Source organism: Rhizobium etli 8C-3, assembly GCF_001908375.1.
Taxonomy (GTDB): domain Bacteria; phylum Pseudomonadota; class Alphaproteobacteria; order Rhizobiales; family Rhizobiaceae; genus Rhizobium; species Rhizobium etli_B.
Window position 1 is genome coordinate 988,456 of sequence record NZ_CP017244.1, and the last position, 12,339, is coordinate 1,000,794.

The 12,339-nt window shown below is 60.8% G+C and carries 12 protein-coding genes; 7 read left to right on the top strand and 5 right to left on the bottom strand.

The window, feature by feature from the left end; translation table 11 throughout:
• Window positions 1–21: 21 nt before the first annotated feature.
• From AM571_RS29600 to AM571_RS29615, 4 genes are all read right to left on the bottom strand, one after another.
• Complete coding sequence (locus AM571_RS29600; RefSeq protein WP_074064540.1) at window positions 22–1,710, bottom strand: amino acid ABC transporter ATP-binding/permease protein; 1,689 nt, start codon at window positions 1,708–1,710, stop codon at window positions 22–24.
• Window positions 1,698–3,413 carry a thiol reductant ABC exporter subunit CydD gene (cydD, locus tag AM571_RS29605; protein ID WP_074064541.1) on the bottom strand — a complete coding sequence of 572 codons (1,716 nt, stop codon included), beginning with the start codon at window positions 3,411–3,413 and terminating at the stop codon, window positions 1,698–1,700. The genes AM571_RS29600 and cydD overlap by 13 nt, the downstream gene beginning before the upstream one ends.
• Before the next feature lie 4 nt (window positions 3,414–3,417).
• Window positions 3,418–3,990 (bottom strand): GbsR/MarR family transcriptional regulator, encoded by a 573-nt coding sequence (locus AM571_RS29610; RefSeq protein ID WP_074064542.1) that lies wholly within the window; start codon window positions 3,988–3,990, stop codon window positions 3,418–3,420.
• A gap of 464 nt (window positions 3,991–4,454) precedes the next feature.
• A complete protein-coding gene (locus tag AM571_RS29615) occupies window positions 4,455–5,387 on the bottom strand; it encodes a dihydrodipicolinate synthase family protein (RefSeq protein WP_074064543.1) in 933 nt (310 codons plus the stop codon).
• Window positions 5,388–5,547: 160 nt separating this feature from the next.
• Between AM571_RS29615 and AM571_RS29620 the strand changes: the two genes are divergently transcribed.
• From AM571_RS29620 to AM571_RS29645, 6 genes are all read left to right on the top strand, one after another.
• Window positions 5,548–6,027 carry a DUF2938 domain-containing protein gene (locus AM571_RS29620; protein ID WP_074064544.1) on the top strand — a complete coding sequence of 160 codons (480 nt, stop codon included), beginning with the start codon at window positions 5,548–5,550 and terminating at the stop codon, window positions 6,025–6,027.
• A 25-nt stretch (window positions 6,028–6,052) separates the two neighbouring features.
• Window positions 6,053–6,811 carry a precorrin-6A synthase (deacetylating) gene (cobF, locus tag AM571_RS29625; protein ID WP_074064545.1) on the top strand — a complete coding sequence of 253 codons (759 nt, stop codon included), beginning with the start codon at window positions 6,053–6,055 and terminating at the stop codon, window positions 6,809–6,811.
• A 72-nt stretch (window positions 6,812–6,883) separates the two neighbouring features.
• On the top strand, window positions 6,884–8,248 hold the full coding sequence (gene cobG / locus AM571_RS29630; protein ID WP_420493403.1) for a precorrin-3B synthase: 1,365 nt from the start codon (window positions 6,884–6,886) through the stop codon (window positions 8,246–8,248).
• 2 nt (window positions 8,249–8,250) lie between these two features.
• On the top strand, window positions 8,251–8,883 hold the full coding sequence (locus tag AM571_RS29635; protein WP_074064547.1) for a precorrin-8X methylmutase: 633 nt from the start codon (window positions 8,251–8,253) through the stop codon (window positions 8,881–8,883).
• Complete coding sequence (locus tag AM571_RS29640; RefSeq protein WP_074064548.1) at window positions 8,880–9,611, top strand: precorrin-2 C(20)-methyltransferase; 732 nt, start codon at window positions 8,880–8,882, stop codon at window positions 9,609–9,611. Before AM571_RS29635 ends, AM571_RS29640 begins: the two co-directional genes overlap by 4 nt.
• On the top strand, window positions 9,608–10,372 hold the full coding sequence (locus tag AM571_RS29645) for a precorrin-3B C(17)-methyltransferase (protein ID WP_074064549.1): 765 nt from the start codon (window positions 9,608–9,610) through the stop codon (window positions 10,370–10,372). Before AM571_RS29640 ends, AM571_RS29645 begins: the two co-directional genes overlap by 4 nt.
• Here AM571_RS29645 and AM571_RS29650 read toward each other — a convergent pair.
• Window positions 10,336–11,106, bottom strand: coding sequence for a cobalt-precorrin-6A reductase (locus AM571_RS29650; protein ID WP_074064550.1), 771 nt, complete (start codon window positions 11,104–11,106; stop codon window positions 10,336–10,338). The genes AM571_RS29645 and AM571_RS29650 overlap by 37 nt on opposite strands.
• On the opposite strand from AM571_RS29650, the gene cbiE reads away from it, so the two are divergent.
• Entirely contained in the window at window positions 11,105–12,337 is a 1,233-nt protein-coding gene (gene cbiE, locus AM571_RS29655) for a precorrin-6y C5,15-methyltransferase (decarboxylating) subunit CbiE (protein WP_074064551.1), read from the top strand. The genes AM571_RS29650 and cbiE overlap by 2 nt on opposite strands.
• Window positions 12,338–12,339: the final 2 nt, after the last annotated feature.

A 12,339-nucleotide genomic window follows, 5' to 3' on the forward strand; every position in this document is an offset into this window, starting at 1 on the left:
CGTCCGCAGTTGGCGCAGCACTCAATCCGGCCTTAGCCGCTCGAGCGCGCTTTCGAACGCCGCCTCTCCACGGCGCGATAGTTGGGTCATGCGACCGCGTTCGATGACTGCGATCTGATCGGCGATCGCAGCCTCGCGGCGGGTATGGCATGCAATGACGACGGCACGGCCGCACGCCCGTTGCTTCAGCCGGGACATGACATCGTTTGCCGTTGCGCTGTCGAGACCTTCCGTCGCCTCATCGAGCAGCCAAAGCGGCGTGTCGCGAAGGAAAAGGCGTGCAAGCGCAAGGCGACGGGACTGACCACCCGAAAGACCGAAGCCGCCTTCGCCAAGCGGCGTACCGAGCCCCTTCGGCAAGGCCTCGATATCCGAAAGCAGCCCCGCGGCGGCAAGCGCTTCGCGCAGTTCCGCGTCGCTCGCCTCCGGCTTGGCGAGCCGAAGATTGCCTTCGAGCGTATCGTGAAAGAGTTCTGTCCTTTGCGTCAGCAGCGTCGCATCGACGCATGCAGCAGTCCCGACGCGCGGCTCCACTTCGTCTGCGAGCAGCATCAGCAGTGTCGTTTTTCCGGCACCGCTCGGGCCGATGACAGCCAATGTTTCACCCAATCTCAATTCGAGGCTGATTGCATGAAGCGCATCTCCGGCCGACCCGTCATGTCTGACGCTTGCCTCCCGCAGTCCAACTGCGATGCCGGCTTCAGTGACACTTCTTTGATGGCGCAAGGTCTCTTCAGTCAGGCGCGGACCAATCCGCTTTGCTGCAACCAGGACACGGCCGAATTCCAGGGCGCCGCGTCGCAGGGCCGTGAAGGGTTCGACGGCTGCAAAGGCGATCAGCAGCCCCAATGCGGCGACCGGTGCAGTGATCGCCTTTGCTTCGGTGAGCGCCGCTACCGCAAGAAGCGAGCCGGCGAGCAGGATCGCCGTGACGAGGCCGAAGGTCAGAGTGACGCCCGTTTCGATCCGATTGAGATGACGATCGGCCCTGGCGGTATAGCGATCGGCAGCGAGAACGGACATGCATTGCGCTTCCATTCCCGATGCCATCATGAGATCTGCCTGGCCCGCGGTCAGGTCGATGGCACGCGAGCGAAGCGCCTCGATGCCGTAAGCGCGACGCCGGGCAGGCTTTCGCGCAAGGCCGCCTGCAGCGATCGGGACGCAGATCCCGCAGCCAACCAAAGCTGCACCGACCGTGAGCCCGAAGGCGGGGTGCATGATGCCCAGCGCCACGACAGCGACAACCCCAGCACCCATGGCGGCACCGATGGGAACGAGAACTCTGAGGTAGAGCGAATCCAGTGCATCGATATCGGCCGTCAGGCGAAATAGCGCTTTGGAGGGACGCCTGAGAAGATTGCGTGCGGCACCAGGTCCCGCCCAGCCGCGAAAAAGCCTCTCGCGAAGTGCCGCCAATATGCCCAGCGTTGCATCATGCGTCGTCATCCGCTCGCCGTAGCGGGCAGCCGTACGGCTGATTGCAAGCAAGCGGATTGCGGCTGCCGGCGCAAAGACGTCGAAGGCGACGGCTGCTGCAGATAGGCCGGCAATCGACGCGGCGGTGATGAACCAGCCCGACAAGCCGAGCAGCGCAAGACCCGCAAAGACCGTGACGGCAGAAAGCAAGGCACCGGCCAACAGACGACGCGGCCTGTCAAAAAAGAAAAGTTTGAGGATCGGCGCAAGCATCCGGATCAGTTTTCGCATGACACAGCAGCCTCTTTTGAGAACGGTGCATCGATGAGGATCATGCGGTCCATGCGCGCAGCAAGACGCGCATCATGCGTGGCAACGATAAGCGTCCGCTCGCTGGCAAGGGCAATCAGGCTTTCCGTGATCTCCGCAGCAGTCACTGCGTCGAGATGCGCCGTCGGTTCGTCCGCCAGGATGATGCGAATGAAAGGATTGGCGGCCGCCCGTGCGATCGCAAGTCGCAAGGCTTCGCCGCCGGAAAGACCGGCACCGCCTTCGCCCAGCGGCCGTTTGCCGTAGGCGGCCGCAACGCCGTCCAGTCTGGCAAGCGCCAAAGCCTCCTTTAGAACGCCGTAATGTCTGTGCAGCAAGACATTGCCCGCCAAGCTTCCGGCGAATATATGCGGCGTCTGGCCGATCCAGGCCATGGTGCTGCGCACGCCCGCATCGACGGGCCGGCCATCGATCAGGACTCGACCCGTCTGTGGAGGTGCCAGACCGGCGATTAGCGCAAGCAGCGTGGATTTTCCCGCGCCGCTCGCACCTGAAAGCGCGACATGCTCACCCTCTTCGATAAGACAGTTGAAGCCGGTCAGCGCGCAGGGCCGCAGGCAATCGTAACGGAAGCTGACATCGTTGAATTCAATGTCAAGCCGGTCAAAGCCCGGCGCCGGGCCGGTGCTGTGCGTATCGACGATCTCAATACCGCCGCACTCGCCGAGGCTGTCCAGCGCCTTTATCGCCGCTTCTCCGGCAGCACGGTCGTGCCAAACGGCGGAAAGTTCGCGCAACGGTTCGAAAAAGGCGGGTGCGAGAAGAAGTATGAAAAACCCTTCGGTCAGGCTGATCTTGCCCGACCACGTCCCGAAGTGAATTTCGCCGAGGAGGCTGAAGCCCACATAGACGGCGACCATTGCAACGCCAAGCGCAGCAAAGAGCTCCAGCACGGCCGAGGAGAGAAAGGCGATTTTAAGTACCGCCATGGTGCGTGTCTTGAGGTCTTCAGCATCTGCCCGCAGCCGCGTGGCAGTCAGCTCGACTGCATTGAAGGAGCGTATCGTGGCCAGCCCACGGAGCCGGTCGAGAAGGAATGCATTGAGCTTGCCTGTTGCAGCGAGCTGCTTTTCGCTTGCAACCTGTGCGCGCCAGCCGATGAGTGCCATGAAAAGCGGTATAAGCGGCATAGAAATGAAGAGCGCGAGCGCGGCAACCCAGGAGATCGCTAGCACGCAAACAAGCATGACGACAGGGATGACGCTCGCCTTGATGCGCGCGGGAAAATAGCGCGCGAGGTAGGGAACGACAAGCTCCGCCTGCTCGCCGAGAACGCTCGCAACTTGCCCGGAAGCAGGACGTGTGCCGTCGATCGGCGATCGCCGGGCAAGCGCTGCAACGGCAAACTGTCTCCTCACACTCAGTTCGGTCCGCGCGCTGTCGAGGGCAATCTGGCCGCCAACCGCGTCAAGCAGCGCCTTTGCAATTCCGAGTGTCAACACAAAAAAGGCGGGCCAAAGGACATGACTGAGACCGTCGCCATCTGCAATACGCCCGACGGCATGAGCAAGCAGACCAGCTTGCGGGATCCACAAGAAAGAGGCAGCGGTTTGAAGCGAAGCGGCATGACGAAGACATAAAGGCCGGGCCGAGCGGGCCGGCAAGCCAGTCTTTGACGCTCCGGCTGCATGGGCTTTTGCCTCGTCGAACAAAGCGGTCCCCATAGCGCTAGCTCTTGTTGGCGGGCCGGCGGCCACGGCCGAGTGAAACCACCCGGTCCTTGGCTTCCAGAAGCTTCGTAACTTTTGCTCCTAAGGAGAGTAGCGTTGCGAGGCGTTCCGTTTCAAGCTGTTTCACATCCTCGTACCAATGCGTCAGCTGCTCGATCAGACCGTGCATTTCGCTCATCCGCTCCTGGGCGAAGCGTTCGGCTTCGCTCGCCGGCCTTTGCATCAGGATTTCGCGCAGAACCGAGAGCGTTGGATCGACCTCGCGCTTCTTCCGCTCTTCAGCAAGGGTGCGCAGGATGTGCCAGACATCATCAGGTGTCGTGAAGAAATCCCTGCGGTCGTCAGGTCGATGTTTCAAAAGCACGAGGTTCCATGCCTGCAGCTCCCTCAGGCTCATCGACACATTCGATCTCGAGATGTTGAGCGCATCGACGATCTCATCGGCGCAAAGCGGCGATGGCGAAACATAAAGAAGCGCATAAATCTGGCCGACCGTGCGATTGATGCCCCAACGCGAGCCCATCTCACCGAAATGCAGAACGAAGGATTGAACGAGCGGCGGGAGGTTCATTGGCGATTCCGTTATTTCTAAACTTTCAGAAATTTCTGAAACTATTATACGTCTGTTTTCGCAGCCCTCAATCGATCAAACCGGGCTGCGGCAATTTGGTGATGTCTTCTCGATACCTCTACGTCTCTGGGCGGCACAAAAATCCAGCGCGGACTTCGAAAGAGCCGATAGGAACGAAATGAAACGGGCCGGAGGACTTGTCGCAGGAGATGGCCCAGACGGACCCGGAGGCTCGTTTTTGCTGGCAGCGTGCTGCCACTGATGAAAAGAGCAGGGCCGATCTGAGCCCCACCTCATGGCAGATGGCAAAATTTACAGTCGATCGAAGCGCTCTCGCCACGACGCCGCCATCGCCGGGCCAGGGCGCAGTTTAGCACTGACAAGGAGCGAGATTGCTTTGGAACTTGTTTGATCCGCTCAAAAGTGATCGAGGAACATGCAGTGCCGAATGGAAAATTGGCGGTCTAGTCCCTGAACGCCGCACGCGTGTCATATCTTGCAATGCGTGAAAGGAGGTAATCGATCTCGGCCTTTGCTCTCATTGAAATGTTTCCCGCGGGCTTTCGCTGAGAGTCGCTGGCGATCGCGCCGCGCTTGTTGAGGACATATTTGCGCACGGCAAGCCCAACTCCCGGCTGCTGCTCATAGCGAACGAGCGGCAGATGTGCATCGAAGAGGTCATGTGCCGCCTCGCGGTTTCCGGTCTGCTGGAAATTCACGACGTCGACCAGCATATCGGGGAAGGCGTAACCGGTCATCGCGCCATCGGCACCGCGCTCCATCTCGAAATCGAGAAACAGCCCGCCGTTGCCGCAAAGGATCGAAATGTCGCGCATCTCGTTCGCTTTTTGCGCTGCCCGCAACTGGGAAATCTTCTCGAGCCCCGGCCAGTCTTCGTGCTTCAGCATCACGCAGGACGGGTGATTGTTGACGATCTTCTGGATGACGCCAGGCGTCATCACCACGGTCAGTGTCAGCGGATAGTCCTGGATGACGAAGGGAACATCATCGCCGATCGCCTCGACCGCCTGGGCATAGTAGCCGACGATCTGATCATCCGTCCGAAGAGACGGCGGTGGGGCGATCATGACGCCCTGGGCGCCAATATCCATGGCGCCGCGCGCGAGTGAACGCATCGCCGCAAATCCCGGCGCCGAGACACCGACGATCACCGGAACGCCGGCGCGCTTCACGACCTGCCGGGTGATTGCAAGCGACTCCTCCGGCTCAAGCTTCGGCGCTTCGCCCATGATCCCAAGTATGGTAAGCCCGCTCACGCCGCACCCGAGATAGAAATCGGTGAGCCGGTCAACCGACACCTGATCCAGCCGCCCGTCCGGATGAAACGGCGTTGCGGCGATGGCATAGACGCCCTTGGCTGTCTGATCGAGCTTCATTGCGCACTCTCCTTTTTTGCCGGAATTTAGGGGTAGTCACCTTTCCGATCAATTGAAATGCGTCGTTTGCAGGGATCGCGCTTAAGTGCAAGAGCGCTGTTGCAGGGCCTGCCGCGCCTGTTTAAGACAGTCCAGCAATTTACGAGTCTGGATCTTCTTCATGTTCGATATTTTATGGCGCGGGATTGGTATGGGGATCGGTGCGACCTTGCTCATGGATATTTGGGCAATCGTCCTTTTCCGGGTTTTCGGTCAGGGGCCCGCCAACTGGGCGCCTGTCGGACGGTGGTTCTGGCACCTCGGGCGCGGCAAGGTATTTCACGACAATATCGCCAATGCAGAACCCTATAGACACGAGCTGGCAATCGGGTGGATCGGCCATTATGCGACCGGCATCATCTATGGCCTTGCTCTTGCGGCTATCATGGGTCCATCCTGGCTGGCAGCACCGACTTTCCTGCCCGCCTGGATCCTCGGTATTGTCACGGTCGGGGCCGGCTGGTTCCTGCTGCAGCCCGGACTTGGCATCGGCTGGGCAGCGTCGAAGACACCGAACCCGAACAAGGTGCGTGCGCTCAATCTGATCGCGCATACCGTCTTCGCCATCGGGCTCTACGGCACGGCGCTTTTGATCGCCTGAGGGCACAAGACCGCAAGGAGGCTCAGTGAAGCATCTTTACGCAATCGGCATCGGCACCGGAAATCCGGAGCACATGACCATTCAGGCGATCAACGCCATGAACGGCGCCGAATTCGTGTTCATTCCCACAAAAGGTGCACAGAAAGAAGAGCTTGCAGATGTCCGCCGCGAAATCTGTGAGCGGTATCTTAAGCAGGCGGATGGAAAGATCATCGAATTTGCGGTGCCTCTTCGCGAAACGAAGGAGCGCAGCTATGGGCAAAGCGTCGATGAATGGCACGCCACAATTGCTGAGACCTATTGTCATCTGATCAATGAGTTGCCTGAAAATGGCACGGCTGCCTTCCTTGTATGGGGCGATCCGAGTCTTTACGACAGCACATTGCGCATCCTGGAACGGGTGCGGGACAAAGTGGATTTCGATCTCACCGTCATCCCGGGCATTACCAGCATTCAGGCGCTTGCCGCCAGCCACCGCGTTCCAATCAATCTCGTGGGCAAGCCTGTGGAGATTACGACTGGCCGAAGGCTCGCCGAAGAGGGGCTCAAGAGGGAAAGTACGGTCGTGATGCTCGATGGGATCCAGGCGTTTACGAAGATCGACGACCCTGATGCGGAGATCTTCTGGGGAGCCTATCTTGGCACGCAGGACGAAATCATCCGGTCCGGGCGGCTCGGCGACGTCGCCGATGACATCGTAACGATCCGGGCCAAAGCGCGCGAACGGCACGGTTGGATCATGGATATCTACCTGCTGCGCAAAGCCCGCGACGTTCACGACTAGCCCGGCAGGTCGAGTCGGGGCGCTTTACCGCAAGCGTGCCGCCCCGTAAAGGCATGCATGAAAGGACGAGCCATGGGGTTTGCCGGCGAAAGAGAGATCGACATGGAAGGGCGTGCAATTGCCGCACCAGGCTCGCGCCGAGGCGCCTGTCCGACGCTTGCTGCACCCATGGCGACCGGTGATGGCCTTCTCGCACGGCTGCGTCCAGCCGGGGGTGCGCTGACGCCTTCGCAATTGAACATGCTTGCAGTCTCCGCAGCGGCAAACGGCAACGGCGTTTTGGAAATCACTGGGCGGGGAAGTCTGCAAGTGCGCGGACTGCGGCCGGAAACTGTCGGGCGGCTCGCCGCTGATGTTGATGCGGCTGGGATCCTCGTGCCCGCAGGTCCGCCGATCGAGCTGTCGCCATTGCATGGCATCGACCCGGGTGAGATAGGAAATGCCGCCGCGATCGAAGCCCGGCTGCGAAATGAGCACAAGATCGCGCTGTCTTCACCACTCTTGGCCCCGAAGCTCTCCATCATCGTCGACGGTGGGGGACGTTTCGGTCTATCCGGTCTATCGGCCGATATCCGCGTTGACGCTCTGGACGAAGGCCGTTGGTTGGTCGCGATCGACGGTGATGCAAAAGCGGCAAAGCCGGTTTGTATCGGTTCCGCAGACGACGCCGCCCGGGCGGTCGGGCGATTGCTGGCGATGCTCATGGAAATCGGCAAGAATTCTCGAGCGCGCGACATTGGACCGACTGCATTGCGCGAAGTGTTTCCGGCAATGGAATTGCAATTTGCCGCCGGACCAAATTCGCAAATGCCGAGGCCCGGCCTTCATCAGCTTTGCGATGACAGCGCGGTCCTTGGCCTCAGACCGCGTTTCGGCCAGATGAAGGCTAGTGCCCTATCACGATTCCTGGGACAGACCGAGCCCCTCGGTGCGGCGGAAATTCGCCTGGCACCGGGCCGCCAGTTCTTCGTCACGGGCTGCAGCACGGAGGCGGCGAAGGCGTTGCAGGCAGCGGCAAAGGATTATGGCTTCAGCTCCGATGCCGATGATCCATCTGCAAATATTGCCGCTTGCGCCGGTGCGGGTGCCTGCGCCTCCGGCTTTTATGAAACGAGGATGCGAGCACAGCATTTGCTGCGGCATTCACCGGTTCTTTTCGATGGATCGCTTACGTTTCATCTCTCGGGTTGTTCCAAGGGATGCGCTCATCCGCGACCGGCGCTGGCGTTGACTGGAATGGCGAGCGGTTATGGTATTGTGTTGAGCGGACTTGCAGGCGACAGCCCTGATGCAACGATTGCTGGCGGCAAGATTGATTTCGCTATAGAGAAGCTCGCCCGGCTGGTCGAGAACAACAAGAGCGCTGACGAATCGGCTGCTGCCTGCCTGACGCGGCTTGGCCCCCAGACGATCGTGAAGGCGCTGAAACAGGAATAGGAATGCCAGATTACGATTATATCCGCAGCGGCGAGGCGATCTACGAGCGCTCCTTTGCGATTATCCGCAGCGAAGCCGACCTCTCGCGCTTTTCGACGGAAGAGGCCGAGATTGCCGTGCGCATGATCCATGCCTGCGGGCTGGTCGAAGCCGCGACATATTTCGACTTTTCGCCGGGTTTCGTCGATGCAGCGCGCGGCGCGCTCAAAAAGGGCGCAGCGATCTTCTGCGACGCGGAAATGGTCGCCCACGGCATCACACGCGCCCGGCTGCCAGAAAACAATGACGTGATCTGCACTCTGCGCGACCCCCGCACTCCGCAAATGGCAGAAGCAAGCGCCAACACGCGTTCGGCGGCGGCCGTCGACCTTTGGATCGATCGTCTGGCCGGCAGCGTTGTCGCGATAGGCAATGCGCCAACGGCACTCTTCCACCTTCTTGAACGATTGCGCGGCGGCGCACCGCGGCCGGCGGCCATCATCGGCATGCCGGTCGGCTTCGTCGGTGCGGCAGAATCAAAGGACGCGTTGGCGGAAAATTCCTATGGCGTGCCCTTCGCGATCGTTCGCGGTCGCCTGGGCGGCAGTGCGATGACTGCCGCCGCAATCAACGCGCTGGCGAGGTCGGGACTATGACCAGGCCAAGCCGACTGATCGGCGTCGGAACGGGTCCAGGCGACCCAGATCTGTTGACAATCAAGGCAAAGAAAGCGATCGAAGCTGCGGATGTCATTGCCTATTTCGCCAAACAGGGCAGGGCCGGCAACGGCCGGGCGGTCGTCCAGCACTTGATCAGTCCCGAGACAGAACTGCTGCCGCTCTACTATCCGGTGACCACTGAAATCGAAAAAAGCGAGACGTTCTATCAAAGCCAGATCACTGCCTTCTACGATGATTCTGCAGCCGCGGTCGCAGCGCGCCTCGATGCGGGAAGAACCGTTGCTGTCCTCAGCGAAGGCGATCCGATGTTCTACGGATCCTATATGCACCTGCATGTGCGCCTTGCCGGTCGCTATCCGACCGAGGTGATTCCGGGCATCAGCGCCATGTCCGGTTGCTGGTCGCTTGCCGGCATGCCGATCGTGCAAGGTGACGATGTCCTTTCCGTGCTGCCGGGCACCATGGCCGAAGCGGAACTGACCCGGCGGCTTGCCGATACCCAGGCAGCCGTCATTATGAAGGTCGGCCGCAATCTTCCGAAGATCCGCCGCGCTCTTGAAGCAGCAGGGCGTCTTAGCGAAGCCGTCTATGTCGAGCGTGGGACGATGGCGAATGCCGCAATGGCGAAGCTTGCGGAGCGGCCGGAGGGTGACGCGCCGTATTTCTCGCTGGTGCTGGTACCAGGCTGGGAGGCAAGTCGATGAGTGGAATCCTGTTCGTCATTGGCACCGGTCCTGGCAGCCCACAGCAGATGACACCGGAAGCGCATTCAGCGGTTTCGGCCTCGACCGATTTCTTCGGCTATGGGCCCTATCTGGACCGGCTGCAGCTTCGCGCCCACCAAAATCGTCATTCTTCCGACAATCGCGAGGAGATGAGGCGGGCAGCGGATGCTTTGACGATGGCGGCAGGCGGCCGCAAGGTCTGCATCGTCTCCGGCGGCGATCCCGGTGTGTTCGCCATGGCAGCGGCAGTCTGCGAGGCAATCGACACAGGTCCGGCCGAATGGCGTTCCGTCGAACTGGTCGTCGTTCCGGGCATCACCGCAATGCTTGCGGTTGCTGCGCGTGTCGGCGCCCCGCTCGGCCACGACTTCTGCGCAATCTCGCTTTCGGACAACCTCAAATCCTGGGAGATCATCGAAAAGCGCCTGACATTGGCTGCCAAGGCGGGCTTCGTGATTGCGCTTTACAATCCGATCAGCAAAGCGCGGCCCTGGCAGCTCGGCAAGGCCTTTGAATTGCTGCGCGCGCAACTGCCGCAGCAGACGCCGGTGATCTTCGGGCGCGCAGCCGGACGTCCCGACGAAAAAATCATCATTCAGCCCCTCGGTGACGCCCACGCTTCAATTGCCGATATGGCGACATGCATCATCATCGGGTCGCCAGAAACACGGATCATTTCCGGCGGCGGCAGGCCCGAGCTCGTCTATACTCCCCGTTCTATGGCGGGAGGAAACAGTTGATCGATCGCGCCAAGCGCTTCCTCGACGGTTTCGACCGCTCTCATGGCAGGAGCGGGCGCACGGGCGATCATGAAGACTTCAATGCCGAGATGGCGAGCCGCCGCGATTTTTGCGTAGGTCGAAGCGCCGCCGCTGTTTTTGGCGACGATAGCATCGATGCGGTGAGAGGCAAAAAGCGCGGCCTCGGCGTCCACATCGAAGGGGCCACGATCGAGAATATACTCGGCGTTTTCGATATCGAGCGGCGGGGTGACGGGATCGACGCTGCGAACAAGATAGAAATGATGTGCCGCCGCCTCGGCATAGTGCGCCTCCTGACGCCCGATCGCCAAAAAGACGCGGCGGGGAACGGGCCCAAGCGCGGCGATTGCCTGCGCGATGTTACTGCTCGCGGTCCATTTGTCACCCGGTCGCTCGATCCATTCGGGCCGGTGGAGGGCAAGGGCCGCAATTCCGGAAAGTCGCGCTGCGGCGACGGCATTGGCCGAGATGCGTGCGGCAAAGGGATGTGTCGCATCGACGAGAATGTCAAATCGTCCGTCGCGCAGGAAAGAAGCAAGGCCCTCCACTCCGCCGAAACCACCAATACGAACGGGGACAGGCTGGACGGAGGGTTTTTCTGTGCGGCCGGCCAAGGACAGCAGGATGTCAAAGCCGGCCCTCTTGGAAAGCATCTGTGCCAAGGCACGCGCTTCGCTCGTCCCGCCCAGTATCAGCACGCGGATTTTTGCCATGTCTGATATGCCTAGCCTCACTCCGAAACCCTGGCTGACCATTATCGGTATCGGCGAGGATGGTCCAGAAGGACTTGGCGAGCACGCCAAGCGGCTGATTCTGAGCGCGCCTGCCGTCTTCGGCGGCGAACGGCATCATGCGCTGATGGATAGTCTGATTGCCGGCGAGCGGCTTGTCTGGCAAAGCCCCTTCGAAAAGTCGATCGATGCTATTGTTAGGCGGCGCGGTACACCGGTCGTCGTACTCGCTTCCGGTGACCCATTTCTTTTCGGTGTCGGCGCAACACTCTCGCGGCATGTAAATGCCGAGGAGATGCGCACGATCCCAGCTCCGTCAGCCTTCAGCATGGCCGCGTCGCGTCTAGGCTGGCCGATGCAGGAAACTGCCTGCCTCTCGCTGCATGGCCGTTCCATCAATCTCATCCGCCCGCATCTGCATTCCGGACGGCGCATCATTGCGCTGACATCCGACGGGAAGGGGCCGGGGGAACTGGCTGTGCTGCTGTCAAACAGCGGCTTTGGCCACTCCCGCATAACGGTTCTGGAGGCGCTCGGCGGCCCGCGCGAGCGCATCTTCAGCACGTCTGCAGAAGACTTCCAGTTTAGGGATATCGACCCTCTCAATGTCTGCGCCGTCGAGGTCAAGGCGGGAAATGAAGCTCGCATCCTGCCATTTGCCCCCGGCCGCGACGATGAACTCTTTGAGCACGACGGGCAGATCACCAAGCGAGAAATCCGCGCTCTGACGCTGTCGGCACTTGCACCGCGCCATGGGGAACTGCTGTGGGATATCGGAGCCGGCTCGGGTTCGATCGGCATCGAGTGGATGCTCTGCGACCCATCACTGAAGACGGTCGCTATCGAGCAATCGCCAGGTCGCGTCAGCCGGATCGCGCGAAATGCTGCCGCGTTCGGGGTGCCCGACCTTGCCGTCGTCGAGGGAAGAGCCCCTGCGGCTTTGAGGGGATTGCCGGAACCTAACGCCATATTTGTCGGCGGAGGCGGCAGCGAGCCAGGCGTCATGGATGCCGCAATCATCTCGCTCAAAAGCGGCGGGCGCCTTGTGGCCAATGCGGTGACACTGGAAATGGAGGCCGTTCTGCTTGCCGAACAAGCCAGGCGCGGCGGCTTTCTGACAAGGATCGAGGTTTGCCGAGCCGCCCCGCTCGGCGCAATGAGCGGCTGGCGCCCGGCAATGCCGGTGGTGCAATGGCGCTGGATCAAGGACTAGAA